Consider the following 21,575-nt stretch of genomic DNA (forward strand, 5'->3'; position numbering starts at 1 on the left):
ATGGCCTGGCTCCTGCCGCTGCTGCTGCCCGCCCCGCTCGCCGGCGCCGCCTGCCTGCTGCTCGGCGGCTCGCCGTGGCCGCGGCGCCTGGCGATCGCCGCGGCCGCCGCGACGCTCGCGGCCGCCCTCGCGCTGAGCGGCCGGGTGCTGAGCGGCGGCGCCTTCACGGCCGCGCACGGCTGGCTGCACGCCGACGCGCTGGTCGCGCTGGTCGCGCTCGCCGTCGCCGGAACGGCCCTGCCGTGCGCCTGGTACGGAGCGCATTACATGCCGTTCGTCGCCGGGCGCGACCGGACGGACGCGCGCTGGCCCGCCGGCCGCTACGAGGCGCTGCTGCTCGCGCTGCTGGCGTTCATGCTGCTCGCGACCGCGGCGAACGACCTCGGGCTCATGTGGATCGCGATCGAGGGCGCGACGCTCGTCTCGGCCCTGCTCGTCGGCTACTACCGGCGGCCCGGAGCGGTCGAGGCGGCGTGGAAGTACCTGATCCTGTGCTCGGTCGGAATCTCGCTCGCGCTGCTGGCGACGGTGCTCCTTTACTATTCGGCCGGTCGGATCTTCGGCGAGGAGGGGGTCGCGCTGCAGTGGACGCGCCTGCGCGACGCCGCCGGCCAGCTCGATCCGCGCTTCGTGAAGCTGGCGTTCCTGTTCGCGCTCACCGGCTACGGGGCCAAGGCCGGCCTCGCGCCGATGCACTGGTGGCTGCCCGACGCCTACAGCCAGGCGCCCGCGCCGGTGGCGGCGCTCATGTCCACCGCGCTGCTCGCGACCTCGCTGTCGGCCCTGCTGCGGTTCTTCGCGATCGCCGCGGCGTGCGCGGGGCCGGCGTGGCCCGGCGGACTGTTCGCGTTCTTCGGCGCGCTCTCGGTGGTGATGGCGGTGCCCTTCCTGCTGGTGCAGGGCGAGTACAAGCGCCTGCTCGCCTACTCGAGCATCGAGCACACCGGCCTCGTCACGCTGGCGATCGGGTTCGGAACGCCGCTGGCCGTGTTCGCGGGACTGTTCCATCTCCTCGCCCAGTCCTTCGCGAAAGCGCTGGCCTTCCTGCTCGCGGGCAGCCTCGGCCGCGGCGCCCACTCGCGCCGGATGGATCATGTTCCGGGCGTGCTGACGGCGAGTCCGGCGCTCGGCGCGCTGCTCTTCGTCGCCGGCATCGGGCTCGTCGGCATGCCGCCCGCCGCGACGTTCGTCTCGGAGTGGCTGGCGCTCGCGGGCGGATTCGCGAGCCGCCATGGCGCCGGCGCGCGGGTCGCGCTGGTCGCCCTGGTCGTCGCGTTCCTGGGGCTCGCCTTTCACTGGACGCGCATGTTGCTCGGCCGGCCGCGCGAGGACTTCGCCGACCCGCTGCCGGCCGCGTCGCACGCGCCGATGTGGGCGCTCGCGGGCGCGCTGCTCGTGCTCGGGGTGTTCCTGCCGGCGCCGCTTCGGGCGCTGATCGAGCAGGCCACGAAGGTGGTGCGCCCGTGACGATCGCCGGCGAGCTGTTTCCGCTCGATCGGGCGCTGCGGGGCATTCGCGACCGCTTCGCCGGCGCGGTGATCGACGCCGACCGGACCTCGATGCGCGAGCACCTCGTGGTGCTCCCCGCCGAACGGCTGGCCGAGGTGGCGGGCGCCGTCGCGAACGAGTGGGGCGGAACGTTCCTGACGATGTTCGCGCTCGACGAACGCGCCGAGGCGGGACGCTTCCGCCTTCACGTCATGTTCTCGATGGCGCCCGAGGACGCGATCCTCACGCTGGTCGGCGCCGTACCCGAGCACGCGCCCTCCTACCCCGCCGTCACCACCACCGTGCACGCCGCCCACTGGTGCGAACGCGAGCTGGCGGAGCTTCTCGGCGTGACGCCCGCCGGGCACCCGTCCCCGGGCCCGCTCGTCGGGCACGACGGCTGGCCGGCGGGCATGCACCCGCTGCGTCGGGATTTTTCGCCGCCCGCGGACGTCGCCTGGCCGCCGAGGTTCTCGTTCGTCCCGGTCGAGGGCGAAGGCGTCTTCGAGATTCCGGTCGGTCCCATCCACGCCGGCGTGATCGAGCCCGGGCACTTCCGCTTCTCGAGCGTCGGCGAGGCGGTCCTCAAGCTCGATCTCAAGCTCGGCTGGGCGTGGCGCGGGCTCGAGAAGCTCGCCGAGGGCGCGAGCCTGACGCGCGGGCTCGAGATCGCCGAGCGGCTGTGCGGCACCTGCGCCTACTCGCACGCCCTCGGCTTCTGCCTCGCGGCGGAGGAGCTGGCCGGCGCCCCGGTTCCGCAGCGCGGTCGGGCGCTGCGCTCGCTCGCGGGCGAGCTCGAACGGATCGCGAACCACCTGCTCGACATGAGCGGCATCCTCACCGACGTCGCCTGGCGGGTCGGTGCGGCCGACCTGGCGCGCCAGCGCGAGGTCGTCCAGCAGGCGTGCGACGCGCTGTTCGGGCACCGCTTCCTGCGCGGCGTGTGCGTGCCCGGCGGGGTCGCCCGCGACCTCGACGACACGCAGCAGCTCTGGCTGCGCCGCACGCTCGCCGAGGTGCGCGCCGAGGTTCAGCGCGCGAGCCAGCTCGCGACCGCGAACCCTTCGGTCATGGACCGGCTCGTGGGCACGGGCGTGCTGCCGGGCGGGGTGGCGCGCGACCTCGGCGTCACCGGGGTCGCCGCGCGCGCCAGCGGGCTCGCGATGGACGGCCGCCGCGATCATCCGTACGCGTTCTACCGCGACCTCGACTTCCAGGTCGTCGGCCGCCAGGCCGGCGACGTGCACGCGCGCTACGAGCAGCGCCTCGCGGAAGTGCACGAGTCGCTGAACCTGGTGGACCAGATGATCCTGCGCCTTCCCGGCGGACCGATCGCGCAGCACCTGGGCGAGCTGCCGCCCGGCCGCTGGGGCTTCGGGCTCGTCGAGTCCCCGCGCGGGCTCGCCTCGCACTGGCTGCGCGCCGACGCGCACGGTCGTATCGGTTCGTGGCGCGTTCGCTCGGCCTCGCACGCGATCTGGCCCGCGGTCGCGCACGTCATGCCCGGCAACATCGTTCCCGACTTTCCGCTGATCAACAAGAGCTTCAACCTCTGCTATGCGTGCACCGACAAGTAGGGCGTGACGGAGGATCCGACGGCATGTGGGAATCGCTGATCCGTTCGCTGCAGCTCGGCAGCCAGGCCGGCCGGCCGGCCGTGTCGCTGCCCGCCGGGCTCGAAGCCGCTCCGCACGAGCCCGAGGGTGAGGTGCGCGTGCTGGGCGAGGCGCTGCGGACCGAGGTTCGGCGGCTGTTTCGCGGCTCGCTGAAGCTGCGCCACCTCGATGCCGGCTCGTGCAACGCCTGCGAGAGCGAACTCCTCGCGCTGCTCAACCCGTTCCACGACCTGCAGCGCTTCGGCGTGGACCTGGTCGCCTCGCCCCGCCATGCCGACGGCCTGCTGGTGACGGGCCCCGTCACCCGCCATCTCGAAGAGGCGGTGCGGCTGACCGACGAGGCCACGCCGCGCCCGCGGCTGCTGATCGCGGTGGGTGACTGCGCCTGCGACGGCGGCTTCTGTCGCGACTCCTTCGCGGTCCACCGGGGGGCGGGCGGGATCGCGCCGGTGGACGTGTTCATTCCCGGCTGCCCGCCGCGCCCGGCGACGATCCTCTCGGCGCTGCTCGAGGCGCTCGGCCGCGAGAGCGTGCGCAACCGCATCGCCGGCTGACGCGGGCGCGGCCCGCCCGGAGCGCCCGAACGTGCGCCGCCTTCGGATCCCCCGTACGCCCGCGGAGGCGGCCGGCCTGACGAGAGGCGCGTGCCGGCCTTACAGTCGGCCGCATGAACCCTTCCGACGCGAACGAGTCCGAAGCCGCATCGCCCGCGGCCGCGCTCCGGCCCGCCTCGCCCGAGGTGATCGCGCGGCTCGTGCTCGCGCATCGCGAGTTCCTCGCGTTCCTCGAAGCCCGGCTCCGCGACCGCGCCGTGGCGGAGGACGTGCTGCAGGCCGCGTTCGTGAAGGCGCTCGAGCGCGGCGGCGCGATCCGCGACGAGGAGAGCGCGGTGGCGTGGTTCTACCGTCTGCTGCGCAACGCCCTCGTGGATCACTGGCGTCGCCGGGGACGCGAAGCGCGCGTGCTCGACCCCGGGGCGGGCGACGACGACGCGATCGCCGAGGATCCCGGGCTGCTCGCGACCGTGTGCCGGTGCTTCGAATCGCTCCTGCCCACACTCAAGCCCGAGTACGCCGAGGTCGTCCGGCGCGTGGACCTCGGGGGACGCCCCGTCGCGGAGGTGGCGGGCGAGCTGGGGATCACCGCGAACAACGCGAGCGTGCGGCTGCACCGGGCGCGGCAGGCGCTGCGCCGCAGCCTCGAGGCGAGCTGCGGCACCTGCGCGACGCACGGCTGCCTCGACTGCGAGTGCGGCGGCCCGCAGTCCGGACGGCCCGGCCCCGCCTAAAATCGCCGTTGACCCGGGCGGGTGCCGGGAGTGCAATCCGGTCGCCGGGCGAGCAGGAGGCCGCCATGAAGCACCGGTCGTTCATCCGTGCACTCGCGTTCGCCGCCACGTTGAGCGCCTTTCCCCTCTTCGTGGTCGCCGCGCCGCCCACCGCCGCGGCCCGGAGCGGGCGTGCCCAGGCGCTCTTCGACTCCGCGCGCCGGCGCATCGCCGCGGGCTCGCACGAACAGCGCCAGTTCGCGCGGGCCGAACTCGAAGCCGCGGCCCTGCTGGACCCGTCACGAACGGACGTGGCGCTGCTGCTCGGCCAGCTCTACCTCGAAGCCGACCTGCTCACGAACGCGCGGCGGGTCGCCGAACGGCTCACCGGCTCCGATTCGGCCGGGGCGGGCGCGTGGACGCTCGCCGGTCGCGTGTGTCGGCGTGAATGGCTGCTCTTCCAGGACGAGATCTCGCGCGATCGGGCGCTCCTGTGCCTCGCGCGCGCCGCGCGGCTCGACTCCGCGAACGCCGCGATCTGGCTCGAGATGGTGCCGCTGCTCGTGGACGCGGGCGAGAGCGAAGGCGCGTTCCGCGCCGCGGCCTTCGCGGCACGCCTGTCGCCGGGCGACGCCGCGGCGCAGGTGATGCTGGCGGCGCTCGCGCAGGACACGGGCGACCTCGAAACCGCCGACCGCCTGTTCCGGGCGTCGGTGCCGCGGCTGCCCGCACCCGTGCGGCATCGCTACGAGGACATCGGCCCGCTGCTTCCGCCGTGGATCGTCGAGGGCTTCGAGGAACTGGAGCCCGACGCGCGCGCACGATTCACCGAACGCTTCTGGGCGCAGGCCGACCCCGACCCGGTGACGGCGGCGAACGAAGCGCGCCTCGAGTACTGGGCGCGCGTCACGCAGGCCTGCGCGCTCTACGGCACGTCGCGGCCCGGCGAGTGGGACGTGCGCGCACAGTACTACGTCCGCTTCGGGCGCCCCGACGCCGTGGAGCTGAACCCGATCTCGAAACCCGAACGTCTCCACAACGGCGACTGGACGACCTGGTCCTACCTGCGGCTCGGCATGCGGCTGTGGATGGGCTCCGGCTCGCGCTACTTCGGCTACGGCGAGCGCGTTTCGGGCTGGCCGACCTGGGCGCAGGCCTTCCCCGACTCGCTCGAGCGCCACGGCGAGGTGGACGCGGTGCACCGCGGCTGGGCGGTCTTTCACCGGCTCCCGCCGGGCGTGGAGGCGCTGGACACTCGGCTCGCGCTCGCGCGGTTCCACGGGGGCGAACGGACGAACCTGCTCGCGCAGGCGGAGGCGCCCGGCGGACCGGACGACCGCTTCACGGTCGGCTGGGCGGTGCTCGACAGCGCCTTCGCGCCCGTGCTCCGCGAGGAGTCCCCGATGTCTCCTTCGGCCTGCCGGGCGGACGCGGCGCGCTCGGCGAGCTTCGCGCCATCGCTCTCGCCGGGCCGCTGGCGCGTCGCGATGCAGGTGAGCGACGGGCAAGGCCGTCGCGGCGTCGCGCATCGCGACCTGATCGTGGCGCCGCCCACGGGCGCGCTCGAGCTCAGCGATCTCGTCGTCACCTGCAGCCCGCCCTCGCAGAGCGTCGTGCCGGGCTCGGGCGTGCGCCTCGAGCCCGAGACGGGGCTCTTTCCCGCGGGCGGCGATCAGTTGAACGCCTACTTCGAGATCTACCACCTCGCGCTCTCTCCGCGGGGCGAGGCGAACTTCGTCTACGACTGCACCGTGAGACCCGTGCCCACCGACCGGCGCGGCTGGCTGAGCCGGGCGCTCACGCCGCGCGAAGCGCCGCCGCCGATCGCGATGAGCCGCGGCGAAAGCACGGCGGGCGCGATGCGCCGCCAGTTCCTGAGCGTGCCCGTGCGCGGGCTGCCGCCCGGACGCTACGAGGTCGAGGTCATCGTCCGCGACCTCGCGACCGACGCGGTCGCGAAGGCGGTCGCGCGCTTCGAGCGCCGGAACTGAGACGCGGCATGCGCTCAGTCGCCGCCCCAGCGCCAGCGCGGCGGCTCGCCCGTCCGCCAGACCACGACGAGCAGCCCGACGACGATGGCCAGCGAGAGGCCCAGGAAGTAGCCGATCTCCCGATCGGGCGGAAAGAGCAGCGCGTCGGCGCCGAGAAGCAGGAAGAACACCGCGAGCACGACCCACCCCTGCCAGGTCCGCGGCGGCCCCCAGCCCCAGCCGTAGCGCTTCGCCCGGAACCAGTAGCGGGGCGTTTCGTCCATCTCGCACCTACCTTCCCTTCTCGATCTCCCGCGCGCGCCACTCGCGCTTCTCGTCCGCGCGGCCCTTGTTGTAGCCGAACTGCCAGACCAGCAGGAAGGCGATCGCGTGCAGCACCCACCAGCCGAGGCTCAGGAACTTGATTCCGTCCGGCAGGACCATGAGTCACCCCTTCTCGGCTCTACTGCGCACGGGCCCCGAGGCCCATCAGGAATTCGCGGTCGCCCTCGAGCACCTCCGCGAGCGACACCTCGCGCGGCTCCACCCAGCGCGACGCGTTCACGGCGCCGCTCGGGGTGAACGACGTGGACTCCAGCGTACAGCGAATGAACACGACGTCCACCTGGACGCCGTGCGGGTAGTCGTGCGAATGAACGCCGAGCGTCTCGTGGGCCGACGCGGAGACGCCCAGCTCCTCGCGCAGTTCCCGGACGAGAGCCGCTTCGGGCAATTCACCCGGTTCGAGCTTGCCGCCGGGAAACTCCCACTGCAGGCCGAGCGGTCCGCCGGGTGGGCGCTGCGTCATCAGCAGCCGCGGGCCGTCCCAGACCACCGCGGCGACGACGCGCACGCGCTTCGTCGCGCGCGCTTCAGCCAAGCACGGCCTCCTCGAGGAGCCGCTCGAAGCGCTGCAGGTAGCGCCGGTCGCCCGCCTCGCGGGCCGCGAGCGCGAGCCGCGCGCAGTCGGTGAGCAGCCGCGCCTGGCCCGGCCGCAGCTTCGGACGGCGCAGCGCGCGCGGCAACTTCAGGTAGCTCGGCGCGTGATCCACCAGCATGGACGAGCGGGCGAGCGCGAACAGATCGCACGAACGTTCGCCGCGCGGCACCAGCCCGCGTGCCTGCAACAAGTGCGTGAACTCGTGCGCGATCGTGAACAGGTAAAGCCGCCTCGGACGGATCCATACCCCGGGCCGCTCCGGGTCCATCGAACCCCAGCCGAGCACGCCGCGCTTCTGCGCGAGCCCGACATGAATGGTCACACCCTCCAGCTCGGGAAAGAACCTTCGCGTGAACTCGAGGTGTTCGAGCATGCGCGCCTTGTGCGGCGAACGTTCGGCGAGGCGCGAGAACGTCCAGCGCGGCCGCGGCGGACCCAGGTCCAGCGCCGTCTGCTCGAGCAGCCGGACACGCGGCCTGCGGCGGCGCGCCGGCGCGGGCCCCGACGGCCGGCGCCGCCGCGCGGCGCGTGGAGCGTGCAGCGGCGTGGCCACCATGGCGGCGCCCTCGCGCCCGATCCTGCGGGCGGCCCTGGCCAGCCGTTCGATGAGCGACGCGAGCCGAAGCATCGCGCGGCAGTGAACAGGATTCGGCGGGGCGCGGTCAATGACCCGACTCGCGGACGCACTGCCCGGCTGGGCTGTCGCGGCTACTCGAAGTGCCTTCCTTCGCGCCACGCCGCGCGATAGTCGCCGGTGAACCCGCGACCGATCACGATCGGCAGGTCCCGTTCGTAAGGCATCGCGAGCGGGTGTCCGGCGACGCCCGCGACCTCGACCGAGCGGAACTCGCCCGCCACCCCGGCGCTGTCGCGCCCGACGAAGATCGCGGTGCCCCCGTCCCAGGCGGGCGGCCAGTAGAACCAGCTGTTGTGCTGGCAGGCGATCGCCGGCACGCGGCCGGCGCCGAAGCGCTCGAGCGCGCCGGCTTCACCGTAGTTGCCGACGACGACGATGGCCCGGGCGCGCTCCGCGGCGGGCAGCGTCGCGGCGACGCGCGCGACCGAGTCCGCCATCTCCGGCCAGCCGAACATGTCGGCCCAGTGCTGCGGCAGCGCGCCCATGCGGTGGCGCTCCTCGCTGCGCGGCTCCAACCGAAGCGCCCGCTGCCAGGCCATGAATCGCGCGGGCGGCAGGCAGGGCAGCGCGAACGGCACGAGCGGCAGGGCGAACACGAACGGCAGCACGGCGACGATCGCGCGCGCGAGGCCGCCGCGTCGCTCCCACCAGACGGCTCCGGCCGCGAACAGCGCCGGCGCGGCGAGCGCGAGGTACTCGGCGCGCGCGCTGCCGTTCACGAGCAGGATCGCGAGCGTCACGAGCCACACGATCGCCAGCGGCCGCCAGCGCGGCCGGGCGAGCGAAGCGGCGAGCCCCGCGATCCACAGGGGCGCTCCGCCGGGCCCCAGCGCCAGCAGCTGGTCCACGGCGAACGGAACGGCCTCGAGCGCGCGCATCTTGTGCGCCGAGGCGTTGCGGGCGAACTCGAGCGTCGGCCAGCCGTGCGCGACCTGCCACGCCAGGTTCGGCGCGAGGATCACGCCCGCGAGCGCGGCTCCGAGCCACGGCCACGGCGTCGCGAGCGATCGCCGTGCGGGCGTGACGACGAGCGCCACCGCGATGCCGGCGCCGAGCCAGGCGACGCTCCATTTGTTCAGCAGTCCCAGCCCGAGCACCAGGCCGAGCGCCAGCCAGTCGCGCGGCGCGCCGCGCTGAAGCGCCCGCAGGGCGAACAACGTGCCCGCGAGCCAGAAGCCGAAGTCGAACACGTTCATGGACCAGTAGTGCCCGGCTCCTAGCAGCAGCGGCGCGAATCCGACGGCGGCCGCAGCCAGGACCTGCGCGAAGCGGCCACCCCCGAGTTCGCGCGCGAACCACCCCGCCAGCAGCGCCACGCCGGCGCCGGCCAGCGCGGCCACCGCGCGCAGCGCCGCGAGCGAGTCCCCGGCCAGCGCGCGCACGAGCGCGAGCAGCGCGATCGAGAGCGGCGGCTGATCCACGTAGCCCCACGCCAGGCGCTTCGCGCACGACAGGTAGTAGAGCTCGTCGCGGAACCAGCCGTACTGCGTGAGAGACAGGGCGTGCGCGGCGAGAACCGCGAGCGCGACGAGCGCGAGCGGTCCGGCGGCGACCGGAGCGCGCGCGGACGGAACTTCGTGTGCGGTCAAGACACCTCCGGAGGTGCGGCAGCGCGGGCGACGCGGCATCCTGCCGTCCTGCGCCCGGGCGGGCAAGCGCCGCGAGGCCGGCCGGGGCCGTGCGGGCGCGGTTTGCCCGGCGGGGGCGCGACGGGCATTCTCCGCCGCCTGCCATGGACCCGCGCCCCGAGATCTCGGTCGTCGTTCCGGCCTACAACGAGGCCGAGAACCTTTCCCCGCTGCTGTCCGAACTGCGCACCGCGCTCGGCTCGATCGGGCGGACCTGGGAGCTGATCGTCGTGGACGACGGCAGCACCGACGGCAGCGACCGGGCCCTCGCCGCCGAGGCCGGACGCGACGCGCGGCTCGTGCCGCTGGTGCTCGAGAAGAACGCGGGCCAGAGCGCGGCGCTGGCCGCCGGACTCTCGCGCGTGCGGGGCGACATCGTCGTGACGCTCGATGCCGACCTGCAGAACGACCCGGCCGACCTGCCGAAGCTGCTCGCCGCGCTGGCGAACGCCGACGTCGTCTCGGGGATCCGGGCGAAGCGGAACGACTCGTGGATGCGGCGCGTCTCGTCGCGCGTCGCCAACGGCGTGCGCCGGGCGGTGCTCGGCGATCCGGTCACCGACATCGGCTGCTCGTTCAAGGCCTACCGCCGCGAAGCCCTCGAGGGCCTGCCGATGTTCGTCGGCGTGCATCGCTTCCTGCCCGCGTTGTGCGTGTTCCGCGGCGCGCGCTTCGCCGAGGTCGAACTGGCCCACCGCCCCCGCCGGCACGGCGTCTCCAAGTACGGCGTCGGAAACCGCCTGTGGCGCGGGCTGGCCGACCTGAACGGCGTGCTGTGGCTGCGCTCGCGGCTCGTCCGCTACCGCGTCCGCGACGGCCGCGGCTGACCTCGGGTCGGCGCCGCGGTCGTCCCACGGACCGGCCCGCCGGACACGGCTCGAAGCGCCCGCGGAGCGATGGCGGCTTCCATCGGGATTCCCGATGCATGCGAACGCAACTTTCTATTTGTTCGAACGACGGTCGCTGGCCATGATCGCGCCGTCGTCCGGGTCGCCGCCCGATGCCGTCGTGGCGGCCACGACGACGGCCTGCCGTTCCGCCGAACCCCGACGCCCCGCGCGCGCGGCGCGGGCGTCCTGAACTCCCAAATCCCGAGGTGACCCATGAATGCCGCCCGACTCCAGCACGCCATCGCGAGCCTGATGGACCCGCGGCCCGAGCAGGGTCGCGACAAGATCTCCTGGCTGGGTGCCCTCCAGGTGCGGGACCTGATGTCGGCGCCCGCGGTCTGCACCGACCCCTCGAGCTCGCTGACCGCTGCGCACCTGCTGATGCGCGAGCACAACCTGCGCCGGCTGCCGGTGGTGGAGAACGGCCGGCTGGTGGGCATCCTGACGCTGGGCGACGTGCGGGGCGCGGGGCCGTCCGAGGTCTCGACGCTCAATCGCACGGAGCTCGGCTATCTGACCGAACAGCTCAAGGTGGAGCGGGCCATGTCCCGCGAGGTCGTGACCACCGCGCCGGATTCGAGCCTCAAGGAAGCCGCCCGGTTGATGGTTCAGCACCGGGTCTCCGGGCTGCCCGTCGTCTCCCCCGCCGGCGAGCTCATGGGCGTGGTGACCGAATCGGACATCTTCAAGACGATGGTGGACCTGCTGGAGCTCGACGAGCAGCTGGCGGAGCCGAGCGCCTCCTGAGTCTCGGGTCCGCTTCGGACCCGTGTTCGTTCGACACACGACCGCAAACCCGTCATCGGCAGCGCCCCGGTCGGACTCCCACCGGGGCGCTGTCGCGTGACCGTGAATCGGATCGGGCCGTCGCCCTTCCGAGTCGTTCCACGCCGGCTGATGCCCGATCCCGGAAACTCCACTACAGTGTGCCCCGTCCCCGTTCGTACCCCACAGGAGGAACATCGTGCGCATTCGCCCGTCCGCCGTGATCGGTTTCGCTCTCGTCCTCGTCGTGTCGCTCCCGGCCGCCTCGCTCGCACAGGGCGGTGATCCTTCGACGCCGGTTCCCGGGCAGGCCACGCCGGCCGCGACGCCGGCCGCGATTCCCGCCGAGGAGCATGGCGGCGTCTCGGGAGTGGACGTCATGACCTCGACCGTGTTCCAGCAGGGACAGAGCTCGTTCTCGGGGATCGCCCTGCGGCTGCGCCTGCGCTCGAGCGCGCTTCTGCCGGCCATCGAGATCATGCCGGCGGTGGAGATGTGGCAGAACACGAGCAGCGTCACGATTTACGACCTGAAGACCACGCGCAACGACGCGACCCTCGGCTGCCAGGTGCGCTGGACGTTCCGCCGCGAGCACTGGGAACCGTACGTCGGCGCCGGCATGGCGGTGCACTTCCTCTCGGACAAGGTCAGCTCGTCGCAGCTTCAGGCCGCGAACCAGCACAACTCCACGGTGCGTGGCGGCTACACGCTGCACGGCGGCGTGACGTTCCCCATGAACCAGCGCCTGTCGAACTTCGTCGAGCTGGAACACCACGGCGTGAGCCATTTCCGCCAGCTCAAGTTCAACACCGGCCTGAGCTGGAATTTCCACTAGCGGAGGGAGGAATCGCGCGATGGGCCGCGCCGAAGCGCTGCGCAGTCTTCGCGGACTGTCCGTGGGCGACGCGTACGGCCAGTCGCGGGTGCTGCGCGCGTTCCGCATGCCGGTCGGCGGGGATCCGGGCTCGTGGCCGTGGACCGACGCGACGCACACGGCCCTGTCGGTGGTCGAGGCGCTGCTCGCCAGGGGCGCGCTCGATCCCGACACGCTGGCGACGGCGCTGGCGCGCCGCTACGGCCAGGAGCGGCACCGCGGCTACGCGGTCGGCGCGGTCGCGGTGCTCGAAGGGCTGCTCGCCGGCGAGCACTGGAGCACCATCGCGCCGTCGCTGTTCGGCGGGCAGGGCTCCTACGGAAGCGGCGCGGCCCAGCGCGCGGCCCCGGTCGGCGCGTTCTTCGCGGGCGATCCACCGCGGGCGGCGATGGAGATCGACCGCTCGTCGGTCGTCACCCACTCGCATCTCGAGGGGCGCGTCGGGGCGGTCGCGGTGGCCGTCGCCGCGGCCATGCTGGCGACGCCCGACCCTCCGCGCGGCGACCCGCTGCTGCGCGCGATCGTCGCGGGCCTGCCGAAGAGTCGCACGCGCGCCGGCATCGAGGCGGCGGTCCGGCACCCGGCCGCGGACCTCGACGGTGCGGCGTCCGCGCTCGGCACGGGAAGACAGCTCACGAGCGTGGACACGGTGCCGTTCTGCCTGTGGGTGGTCGCGCGGCACGGCCGCAACTTCGAGCGCGCGGTCACCATGGCGTGCGAGAAGCCCGGCGCGCACGACGCGCTCGGCGCGATCGTCGGCGGACTCGCCGCGCTGCTCGATCCGCGCATCCCGCCGGAGTGGCTGCGGATGCGCGAGCCGCTGCCGCGCGCGCTGGAAGGCTGAGCGCGGGGCGGCCGGGCCTTCCCGAAGGCGCCGCCTTCAGTACGTGAAACCCAGCAATCCCGGGTCGGGCATCATGTCCGGGCTCCACGGGTCGGGCATCAGCTCGACCTCGCAGGGCTGCGCCACGACGCTCTCGGCGGCCGCCTTCACGTCGGCGATGAGCTGCGGCGCGTACGGGCAGAACGGCGTCGTCAGCATCATGCGCACGAACGTGCGCTGCGGCAGGAAGTGGATTTCGCGCACCAGTCCGAGATCGATGACCGACAGGTTGATCTCGGGGTCCATCACCGTCTCGAGAGCCGAGCGCACGGCCATCTCCTGCTGCGACGGCATGCTCGAGAACTCGGGCGGCCCGACCGGCTTGCGGGGCGGCGGCGCCGCGTCCGCGGCCGCGCCCGGGGCGGAGGCCGCGGGTGACGCGGCCGCCACCGGCTCCACCCAGGGCGTGCGTTCGCCGGTATGCGGGTTGACCGGGGAGGCGGCCAGCGCGGCCGGATCCAGGCTCACCTGCACGTCGTCGCCCACGACCCGCACCGCGTAGGCCGGAACGGGCCGGGTGGCAGGCAGGCACTTCACCGCGCCGGTGCGCACGTCGAACTTCGCGCCGTGACGCGGGCACTCGATGATCGCGCCCTCGAGCGTGCCCTCGGCCAGCGGACCGCCGTCGTGGGTGCAGATGTCCTCGATCGCCCAGAAACCGTCGTCGAGCCGGAACACCGCCACCATCGTGTCGTACACCTGCGTCACCTTGACGCCGCCCACGGCGATCTCGCCGGTGCGGGCGACCGTCACGAATCCCAGAGCGTCACTCACGACGAACCATCCTCGTCTTCACCGGGCCACGGGGCGGTCCCATAGATGCCCGACTTCAGGGTCTTCAGCGCCAGCAGCGCGCACTTGAGCCGGACCGGCCCGAGCTCGATGCCGAGCATTTCGAGCACGTCCTCGCGCGTCAGCTTCTTCACCTCGTCGAGCGTCCTGCCCTCGACGTGTTCGCACAGCATGGAGGCCGCGGCCTGGCTGATCGAGCAGCCGTGGCCCGAGAAACGCACCTGACCGATGCGCGAGCCATCCAGCTTCACGTCCATGCGGATGCGATCGCCGCACAGCGGATTGGCGTCCTCGCAGGAGAGATCCGCGTCCTCGAGCGTGCCCTGGCAGCGCGGGTGCTGGTAGTGCTCGAGGATGTTCTCGCGGAACAGGTCGTTCATGCGCTCCCCCGCCGGACGAACACGCGCCGCGCCTCGTGCAGGCCGGCGACCAGTTCGTCCACCTCGTCGCGCTGCGAGTAGCAATGGAACGACGCGCGCGCCGAGGCCGGAACGCCGAGCTGTTCGTGCAACGGCATCGCGCAATGGTGCCCCGCGCGCACGCACACGCCGCGCTGGTCGAGCACGGTGGCCACGTCGTGCGGGTGGATGCCGTCCATCGTGAACGCGACCAGCCCGCCGCGCCGCTCGGCGGAGGGGCCCAGCACCTTCAGGCCCGGCACCCCGGCGAGCCGGTCGAGCGCGTAGGTCACCAGCTCGCGGTCGTGCGCGAAGACGCGCTCCATGCCGAGCGCCTCGAGATAGCGCACCGCCGCGCCCAGCCCGGCCGCTTCGGCGATCGGCATGGTCCCGGCCTCGAACTTCCACGGCAGCTCGTTCCACTTCGAGGACGTCAGCGAGACCTCGCGGATCATCTCGCCGCCGCCGAGGAACGGCGGCATGGCCTCGAGCAGCTCGCGGCGGCCCCACAGCGCGCCGATGCCGGTCGGGCCGAGCATCTTGTGGCCGGTGAACGCGACGAAGTCCGCGCCCAGCGCGCGCACGTCGAGCTTCATGTGCGCGGCGCTCTGCGAGGCGTCCACCAGCACCGTCGCGCCGCGCTCCTTGGCGATGCGCGCGATCTCGGCGGCGGGGTTGATCGTGCCGAGCACGTTGGAGACGTGCACGAACGAAACGAGCCGGACCCGGCCGTCGGCGAGCAGCCCGGGCAGCGCGTCCAGGTCGAGCTGGCCGTCGGCCGTCATGGGAATGAAGCGCAGCTCCACCTTTCGCCCGGCCGCCAGCAGGTGCCACGGCACGAGGTTCGAGTGGTGCTCCATGGGCGTCAGGACGATCGCGTCGCCGTCCTTCAGGAACGTCCGTCCCCACGCGTGCGCCACGAGGTTGATCGCCTCGGTGCTGTTGCGCGTGAACACGATCTCCCGCGGGCTCGCGGCATTGACGAACCCGGCGACGTGCCGGCGCGCGTCCTCGTAGAGCGCCGTCGCCTCCTCGGCGATCCGATAGATGCCGCGGTGGATGTTCGCGTTGCACGTGCGGTAGTAGCGGTCCATCGCCTCGAGGACCGCCTCCGGCTTCTGCGAGGTCGCGGCCGAATCGAGATAGACGAGCGGCTTTTCGCGCGGCGTGGTGAAGATCGGGAAGTCCGCGCGCACACGGGCCGCGTCGAACGCGGCGGCCGCCGGCGCGTCCTGCGGGCCGGCGACCGCTCCCGTTCGCGTCGCGTTCATCGCGTCAGCCGATCTTGCGCGCGATCTCGTCGCGCAGCCGGTCGCGCACCGCTTCGAGCGGAATGCGGTCGAGCACGGGCTCGAAGAACGCTTCCACGATCAGCCGCTGGGCCTCGATCCGCGGCAGCCCGCGCGCCATGAGGTAATACAGGTGCTCGGGCTCGACGTAGCCGATGGTGGCGCCGTGGGTGCAGCGCACGTCGTTGGCGAGAATCTCGAGTCCCGGGATGCTGTCGGCGCGCGCCTGGTCGGAGAGCAGCAGGTTGCGGTTCGCCTGGTAGGCGTCGGTCTTCTGCGCGCCCTCGGCCACCTGGATCAATCCCTGGTAGACGCTGCGCGCCTTGTCCTTCAGGCAGCCCTTGATGAGCAGGTCGCTGGTGCAGTTGGGTTGCAGGTGGCGTTGCAGCGTGTGCAGGTGGAAGTGCTGCCGCTGGTCGCCGAACATGAAGCCGTGCACGTAGGCGCGCGCGCCTGGTCCGTTCAGGTTGAACCACGCGTTCGCCTTGGTGGCGCGGCCGCCGACCATGACCTGGATCCACTGCAGTTCGGCGTCGCGCGCCAGGTCGGCACGCGCGTTCGAGTAGTGGAACACGTTGCGGCTCCAGTCCTGCAGCGAGGCGAACGTCAGCTTCGCTCCCGCGCCGACGAACACCTCGGTGCCGCCGCAATGGAACGCCGCCCCTTCCGCCGGCTCGGAAAGCTGCTCGTCGATCACCGTCGCTTCGGCTCCCTCCTCGAGGATCACCAGCGAGCGCGGGGCCGAAACCACGCCGGCGCCGCTCAGCCAGTGGAAGAGCCGAATGGGCAGCGCCGCGCGCACGCCCCGGGGCACGTGCACGAACGCCCCGCCCGAATGGATCGCGGCGTTCAGTGCCGCGTACCAGTCGTAGTCGTCGTGCAGCAGCGAGCCGTAGCGGCCGGCGAGCAGCGCCTCGTGTTCGCGCGTCGCCCGATCGAACGAGCACACCGTCACGCCCTGGCGCGCCAGCGCGGGATGGGTCTGCTCGAACATCGTGCCCCCGTCACGCTGGACGACGAGGGCGAGGTTGCCCGCCTCGGCCGCGATGCGCTCGATCACCGCCGCCGGCAGGTCGTCCACGTTGCGGGCGCCGGGTCCGGTCACGCACGGATCGAGCCCCGGCAGGGCCTGCTCCAGCGCGGCGAAGTCGGTGCGGCGCCAGAGTTCCTCGTCACGCCGTGGCGGACGCAGGGTCGAGAGCGTGCCGGCCGCGGCGCGGCGGCGCTCCGCCGCCCACGCGCCCTCGCGGGCCTCGCGGGCGTGCCCGGCGGCGCACTCCGCCCAGGCGGCTTCGAATCGGGTCTGGACCGTCGGGGTGGCGGGCGTCATCCGACCGAGCCCTCCATCTGAAGCTGGATCAGCCGGTTCATTTCAACCGCGTATTCCATCGGCAGCTCCTTCACGATCGGCTCGATGAACCCGGCCACGATCATCGCGGCGGCTTCCTCCTCGGGAATGCCGCGGCTCGTCAGGTAGAAGATCTGCTCGTCGCCGATCTTCGAGACGGTGGCCTCGTGGCCGATCGTGACCTTGTCCTCCTCGATCTCCATGTACGGGTAGGTGTCCGAGCGCGAGTCCTCGTCGAGGATCAGCGCGTCGCAGTTCACGGTCGAGCGGCAGTCGGTCGCGCCCTTCACGACCTTGACCAGGCCGCGATAGCCGGCGCGCCCGCCGTCCTTGCTGATGGACTTCGAGATGATCTTGCTCGAGGTGTTCGGCGCGCAGTGGACGGCCTTGGCGCCGGCGTCCTGGTGCTGGCCCTTGCCGGCGAACGCGATGGACAGCACCTCGCCGTGAGCGCCCGGCTCCATCATGTAGATCGCCGGGTACTTCATCGTGAGCTTCGAGCCGAGGTTGCCGTCCACCCACTCCATGGTCGCGTTCTCGTAGGCGACGGCGCGCTTGGTGACCAGGTTGTAGACGTTGTTCGACCAGTTCTGGATGGTCGTGTAGCGGCAGCGGCCGCCCTTCTTGACGATGATCTCGACGACCGCCGAGTGCAGCGAGTCGCTGGAGTAGATGGGCGCCGTGCAGCCTTCGACGTAGTGCACGTAGGCGTCCTCGTCCACGATGATCAAAGTGCGTTCGAACTGGCCCATGTCCTTGGTGTTGATCCGGAAGTAGGCCTGCAGCGGAACGTCCACGTGCACGCCCTTGGGCACGTAGATGAACGAGCCGCCCGACCAGACGGCGCTGTTGAGCGCCGCGAACTTGTTGTCCGAGGACGGAATCACGGTGCCGAAGTACTGCTTGAACAGCTCGGGGTGGTCCTTCAGGCCCTGGTCGCACGACAGGAAGATGACGCCCTGCTTCTCGAGCGACTCCTTGATCTTGTGATACACGACCTCCGAGTCGTACTGCGCGCCGACGCCGGCCAGGAACTTCTGCTCGGCCTCGGGAATCCCGAGCTTGTCGAACGTGCGCTTCATGTCGTCGGGCACGTCCTCCCAGGACTTCGCCTCCTCGGAGGTCGGCTTCACGTAGTAGTAGATGTCCTGGAAATCGATGGTCGAGACGTCGCCGCCCCACGTGGGCAGCGGCTTCTTCTCGAAGATCTCGAGCGCGCGGACGCGGTAGTCCGTCATCCACTGCGGCTCGCCCTTCATCCTCGAGATCTCCTCGACGATGCCGCGGTCGAGCCCCTTGCGGGACTTGAAGACCGGCTTGCTCTCGTCGTGAAAGCCGTACTTCTCCGCGTAACCTTCGCGAAGGTCGAGGTTCTGTTCCGTGCTCATCGCGTCCCCACCTCCTCGCGGACCCAGTCGTAACCGCGCGCCTCGAGCTCCAGCGCCAGCTCGGGGCCGCCGTGCGTGACGATGCGGCCGTCCTTCATGACGTGCACCCGGTGCGGCTTGATGTAATTGAGGATGCGGTTGTAGTGCGTGATGACGAGCACGCCCATGTCGGGGCCGGCGAGCGTGTTGACGCCCTCCGAGACGATGCGCAGCGCGTCAATGTCGAGCCCCGAGTCCGTCTCGTCCATGATCGCGATGACCGGCTTGAGGATCGCCATCTGCAGGATCTCGGCGCGCTTCTTCTCGCCGCCCGAGAAGCCGTCGTTCAGGTACCGGTTCGCGAACTTCTCGTCCATCTTGAGCAGCGCCATCTTCTGACGCAGCAGCTCGCGGAACTCCTTCGGGGGGATGCCCTTCTTCTTCGGCATCTTGCCGTCCTCGCCGGCCGTCGGCGCGATGCGCGCGTTGAGCGCGGCGCGCAGGAAGTTCGCGAACGTCAGACCCGGGATCGCGACCGGGTACTGGAACGCCATGAACAGGCCCGCGCGGGCGCGTGCGTCGGTTTCCATCTCGAGGACGTTCTCGCCGCGGAACAGGATCTCGCCCGACGTCACCTCGTACTTCGGGTGGCCCATCAGCGTGTTCGCGAACGTGCTCTTGCCCGAGCCGTTCGGACCCATCAGCGCGTGGATCTCGCCCTTCGCGATCTCGAGCGAGAGGCCCTTGAGGATCTCCTTGCCCTCCACGGAGACGTGGAGGTCCTTCACCACCAGTTCGGGAGTGTTGCTCATGTCGTCGGTTTCCCCGCGTCCTTCGAAGGTCGCGCGTTCGCGAGCGGCGCGAGCGGCTCCGGCGTGGAGCGCGTGCGGCGCGTCGTCGTGTGGGATCAGGCCGAGAAGCTCTCGCCGCAGGCGCAGCTGTGCTTCACGTTCGGGTTGTTGAATTTGAATCCGGCGCCCATGAGGCCCTCGACGTAATCGATCTCGGTACCTCCGAGCAGTACGGCACTCTTCAGGTCCACGTAGAGCTTCACGCCGTTCGCCTCGAGCACCTCGTCACCGGGCGACTCCGCCTCGCAGAACTCCATGAAGTAGGAGTTGCCCGAGCAGCCGCCCCCGCGCACGCCGATGCGCAGTCCGATCTCGGGTGTCCCGCGCTGCGCGAGCAGATCCTGGACCTTGGTCGCGGCGATGGGCGTCAGCGTGATCATCTGGACTGCTCCTTTCGTGAAGCGGTTCCGGCGGCCTCGGTGCCGGGCATGGAGCCCGCGGCCGTTTCGTTCATGCCCTCGACCCGCACGAAGGCGGGCCTGCTCGTTCGCGGCGCGCCGTCAGGGGTGCTCCTGATCCCCACGACCAGCGACGGTGCGGAGACGACGCCGTGGTCCTGCTGGCAATTCACGCATGCGTGCACCGGACCCGGCGCATCGCAGTTCTCGCACGTCTCAAGGTATCGCAGCCCCTCCTCCAGTTCCGTCTCGAGCCGGCGGTGGCGGTGGATCGCCTCGCGCGTCTGCGCGAGCTTGCGCTGGAACAACTCGCGCAGGTCCGCCATCGCCGCCGGACCCCGATCCGCCGTCCACCAGTTGCGCAACACCTCGCGCATCTCCTGCAGCGAAAAGCCCAGGCCGTGCAGCGAATCAATCCAGCGCACGCGATCCACGGCCGAGGCGTCGAACAACCGGAACCCGCCGCTCGAGCGCGTCGCCGGCTTGAGCAGACCGAGCTCTTCGTAAAGACGGATGGCGCGGACGGTCTTGCCGGTTGCCCGGGCGATGTCGCCGACGCGGAGGAGCCCCTGCCGGTCGGTCGTGATGGTCTGTGAGGTGGCGCCCATAACCCTTACGTTAACGTTAGAGTCCACCCGGAACCTACGGGGTTCGTGGCCGCTGCGTCAACGTGCCAGCCCTGCAATCTCGATGTCTGGCTCGGAAGAAGGCCGGCCGGTCCAGGGTCCGTTCGGACACCCGAACCTGGGACCCGACCGGGAGGCACGGCCAACGCCCGCAGGGAGTTGGCGGAGGCCGCGAAAGAAGCGCCCGGCCCAACTCGGATCTTGAAGCCGCCCGGCCGCCTGGTGGAGAATTTGCCGCCCTCAGACCTCTTCCGCCGCTTGCCCAGCGGGGAGGGCGTACCCGCACCTCGTCTCCCACATCTCCACGAGGCCCCTGATGTCGTGCCGCCGACTGCGTTTCGCCACACCCTTCCTGCTGCTCGCCGCCATTCTGGCCCCCTCCATTACCAATGCAGCGGCCCTGCGCTGGAACAACCCCGCCGGAGGCAACTGGAACGTCCCCGGAAACTGGCTGCCCGCGAACCTCCCGACCGCGACCGACACGGCGGTGGTCGACCTGCCGGGCACGTACACCATCACCGTCAACCAGAACGTCTCGATCGCCGGCCTGCGCGTGAACGGCTCGGCGTCCGGTACCCAGACCCTGACCGCGGTCTCGCGCACGCTCACGTTCTCGAGCCCCGTCACGCTCGGCGCGCAGTGCGTCGCGAACTGGACGAGTTGCAGCGTGACGGGCGCCGGTGCGATCGCGAACGAGGGCACCTTCAACCTCGCATCCACCTCGATCGCGCAAGCCCTCTCGAACAGCGGCACGCTCGTCGTGACCGGCACCTCGACGCAGAGCGGCGCGCTGACCACGGTCGGTGGCTCGATGCTGCGCATCTCGGGCACGGCCGCGGCGAACGGCCAGCTCACCGTGGCGACGGGCTTCACGAACAACGCGACGATCGAGCTGACCAGCTCGGGCGCCGCCACCGCGGCGACGCTGACGCTCACCGCCGGAACGCTCGTCAACGCCCCCGGCGCGCAGATCAACGCGCTCGCCGGCTCCGGCGGTGCGCGCAACCTGCACGCCCAGTACGACAACCAGGGCACGATCAACGTCTCGCAGGCGCTGTCCACCAACCGGGCGTCGACCGACTGCACGAACAGCGGCACGATCAACGTGACGGGCGGCAACTACACGGTCGTGCTCTCGGGCACGACGCCGTCGTGGACCACCACCGGCACGATCAACGTCGCCGCGAGCCGTACCCTGACGCTGCAGGGCGTGGTCGCCGGCGGCGCCGGCATGAACTACTTCTACAATGGCGGCACGTTCGGCGGCGCGGGCACCATCGCGCTGCTCAACTCGACGCTCAACCTGACGAGCGGGATCGCCAGCAGCATGGCGCATCTGGACGGCACGACCTCGATCGTGAACGGGCCGTCCACGCTGACGATCAGCGGCGGCACGACCGTGCAGATGACCTCGAGCACGATCAACGCCCCGGCCGTGGTCGAGGCGGGCGCGACGCTGCAGATGGCGAGCTCGGACTTCACGGGCGCGGTGACCAATCAGGGCCTCGTCGAGTACACCGGCGCGTGCAGCCAGAACGGCGCATTCAC

At 71.6% G+C, this 21,575-nt stretch carries 23 protein-coding genes; 10 read left to right on the plus strand and 13 right to left on the minus strand.

Annotated elements, in window-relative coordinates:
- From IT347_11955 to IT347_11975, 5 genes are all read left to right on the plus strand, one after another.
- Window positions 1-1,467 carry a hydrogenase 4 subunit F gene (locus IT347_11955; GenBank protein MCC6350290.1) on the plus strand — a complete coding sequence of 489 codons (1,467 nt, stop codon included), beginning with the start codon at window positions 1-3 and terminating at the stop codon, window positions 1,465-1,467.
- A complete protein-coding gene (locus tag IT347_11960) occupies window positions 1,464-3,065 on the plus strand; it encodes an NADH-quinone oxidoreductase subunit C (protein MCC6350291.1) in 1,602 nt (533 codons plus the stop codon). Before IT347_11955 ends, IT347_11960 begins: the two co-directional genes overlap by 4 nt.
- Before the next feature lie 23 nt (window positions 3,066-3,088).
- Window positions 3,089-3,658: a hydrogenase gene (locus IT347_11965; GenBank protein ID MCC6350292.1), complete on the plus strand. Its 570-nt coding sequence runs from the start codon at window positions 3,089-3,091 to the stop codon at window positions 3,656-3,658.
- Between the two features lie 113 nt (window positions 3,659-3,771).
- On the plus strand, window positions 3,772-4,392 hold the full coding sequence (locus IT347_11970) for an RNA polymerase sigma factor (GenBank protein ID MCC6350293.1): 621 nt from the start codon (window positions 3,772-3,774) through the stop codon (window positions 4,390-4,392).
- Between the two features lie 65 nt (window positions 4,393-4,457).
- On the plus strand, window positions 4,458-6,362 hold the full coding sequence (locus IT347_11975) for a GWxTD domain-containing protein (protein MCC6350294.1): 1,905 nt from the start codon (window positions 4,458-4,460) through the stop codon (window positions 6,360-6,362).
- Window positions 6,363-6,376: 14 nt separating this feature from the next.
- Here the strand turns inward: IT347_11975 and IT347_11980 are convergent, their stop codons facing one another.
- The 5 genes from IT347_11980 to IT347_12000 all read right to left on the minus strand — a co-directional run bounded on the left by IT347_11980 (window position 6,377) and on the right by IT347_12000 (window position 9,507).
- Window positions 6,377-6,625 carry a hypothetical protein gene (locus IT347_11980; GenBank protein ID MCC6350295.1) on the minus strand — a complete coding sequence of 83 codons (249 nt, stop codon included), beginning with the start codon at window positions 6,623-6,625 and terminating at the stop codon, window positions 6,377-6,379.
- Between the two features lie 7 nt (window positions 6,626-6,632).
- Window positions 6,633-6,785, minus strand: a complete 153-nt coding sequence (locus tag IT347_11985) for a hypothetical protein (GenBank protein MCC6350296.1) — start codon at window positions 6,783-6,785, stop codon at window positions 6,633-6,635.
- 19 nt (window positions 6,786-6,804) lie between these two features.
- A complete protein-coding gene (locus IT347_11990; protein MCC6350297.1) occupies window positions 6,805-7,221 on the minus strand; it encodes an NUDIX domain-containing protein in 417 nt (138 codons plus the stop codon).
- Window positions 7,214-7,909 (minus strand): hypothetical protein, encoded by a 696-nt coding sequence (locus IT347_11995; protein ID MCC6350298.1) that lies wholly within the window; start codon window positions 7,907-7,909, stop codon window positions 7,214-7,216. The genes IT347_11990 and IT347_11995 overlap by 8 nt, the downstream gene beginning before the upstream one ends.
- An 80-nt stretch (window positions 7,910-7,989) precedes the next feature.
- The gene (locus IT347_12000) at window positions 7,990-9,507 is read right to left on the minus strand and encodes a glycosyltransferase family 39 protein (protein MCC6350299.1); all 1,518 of its coding nucleotides are present in this window, start codon (window positions 9,505-9,507) and stop codon (window positions 7,990-7,992) included.
- Window positions 9,508-9,650: 143 nt separating this feature from the next.
- On the opposite strand from IT347_12000, the gene IT347_12005 reads away from it, so the two are divergent.
- From IT347_12005 to IT347_12020, 4 genes are all read left to right on the plus strand, one after another.
- Window positions 9,651-10,373, plus strand: coding sequence for a glycosyltransferase family 2 protein (locus IT347_12005; protein MCC6350300.1), 723 nt, complete (start codon window positions 9,651-9,653; stop codon window positions 10,371-10,373).
- A gap of 276 nt (window positions 10,374-10,649) precedes the next feature.
- A complete protein-coding gene (locus IT347_12010) occupies window positions 10,650-11,183 on the plus strand; it encodes a CBS domain-containing protein (protein ID MCC6350301.1) in 534 nt (177 codons plus the stop codon).
- Between the two features lie 217 nt (window positions 11,184-11,400).
- Window positions 11,401-12,036, plus strand: coding sequence for a hypothetical protein (locus tag IT347_12015; protein ID MCC6350302.1), 636 nt, complete (start codon window positions 11,401-11,403; stop codon window positions 12,034-12,036).
- A gap of 19 nt (window positions 12,037-12,055) precedes the next feature.
- Complete coding sequence (locus tag IT347_12020) at window positions 12,056-12,919, plus strand: ADP-ribosylglycohydrolase family protein (protein ID MCC6350303.1); 864 nt, start codon at window positions 12,056-12,058, stop codon at window positions 12,917-12,919.
- Between the two features lie 36 nt (window positions 12,920-12,955).
- Here IT347_12020 and IT347_12025 read toward each other — a convergent pair whose 3' ends face one another.
- The 8 genes from IT347_12025 to IT347_12060 all read right to left on the minus strand — a co-directional run bounded on the left by IT347_12025 (window position 12,956) and on the right by IT347_12060 (window position 20,009).
- Complete coding sequence (locus IT347_12025) at window positions 12,956-13,732, minus strand: Rieske 2Fe-2S domain-containing protein (protein MCC6350304.1); 777 nt, start codon at window positions 13,730-13,732, stop codon at window positions 12,956-12,958.
- Window positions 13,729-14,130, minus strand: a complete 402-nt coding sequence (locus IT347_12030; protein ID MCC6350305.1) for an SUF system NifU family Fe-S cluster assembly protein — start codon at window positions 14,128-14,130, stop codon at window positions 13,729-13,731. The genes IT347_12025 and IT347_12030 overlap by 4 nt, the downstream gene beginning before the upstream one ends.
- Entirely contained in the window at window positions 14,127-15,419 is a 1,293-nt protein-coding gene (locus IT347_12035; protein ID MCC6350306.1) for a cysteine desulfurase, read from the minus strand. The genes IT347_12030 and IT347_12035 overlap by 4 nt, the downstream gene beginning before the upstream one ends.
- Window positions 15,420-15,423: 4 nt before the next feature.
- Window positions 15,424-16,767, minus strand: coding sequence for a Fe-S cluster assembly protein SufD (gene sufD, locus IT347_12040; GenBank protein ID MCC6350307.1), 1,344 nt, complete (start codon window positions 16,765-16,767; stop codon window positions 15,424-15,426).
- The gene (gene sufB / locus IT347_12045; protein MCC6350308.1) at window positions 16,764-18,173 is read right to left on the minus strand and encodes a Fe-S cluster assembly protein SufB; all 1,410 of its coding nucleotides are present in this window, start codon (window positions 18,171-18,173) and stop codon (window positions 16,764-16,766) included. The genes sufD and sufB overlap by 4 nt, the downstream gene beginning before the upstream one ends.
- The gene (sufC, locus tag IT347_12050) at window positions 18,170-18,964 is read right to left on the minus strand and encodes a Fe-S cluster assembly ATPase SufC (protein MCC6350309.1); all 795 of its coding nucleotides are present in this window, start codon (window positions 18,962-18,964) and stop codon (window positions 18,170-18,172) included. The genes sufB and sufC overlap by 4 nt, the downstream gene beginning before the upstream one ends.
- 95 nt (window positions 18,965-19,059) lie before the next feature.
- Window positions 19,060-19,383 carry an iron-sulfur cluster assembly accessory protein gene (locus IT347_12055; protein ID MCC6350310.1) on the minus strand — a complete coding sequence of 108 codons (324 nt, stop codon included), beginning with the start codon at window positions 19,381-19,383 and terminating at the stop codon, window positions 19,060-19,062.
- Window positions 19,380-20,009 carry a MerR family transcriptional regulator gene (locus IT347_12060; protein ID MCC6350311.1) on the minus strand — a complete coding sequence of 210 codons (630 nt, stop codon included), beginning with the start codon at window positions 20,007-20,009 and terminating at the stop codon, window positions 19,380-19,382. Before IT347_12060 ends, IT347_12055 begins: the two co-directional genes overlap by 4 nt.
- 334 nt (window positions 20,010-20,343) lie before the next feature.
- On the opposite strand from IT347_12060, the gene IT347_12065 reads away from it, so the two are divergent.
- On the plus strand, window positions 20,344-21,575 hold a 1,232-nt coding region (locus IT347_12065), incomplete at its 3' end, for a hypothetical protein (protein MCC6350312.1).

The organism is Candidatus Eisenbacteria bacterium (assembly GCA_020847735.1).
In the GTDB taxonomy this organism is placed as follows: Bacteria; Eisenbacteria; RBG-16-71-46; order RBG-16-71-46; family RBG-16-71-46; genus CAIXRL01.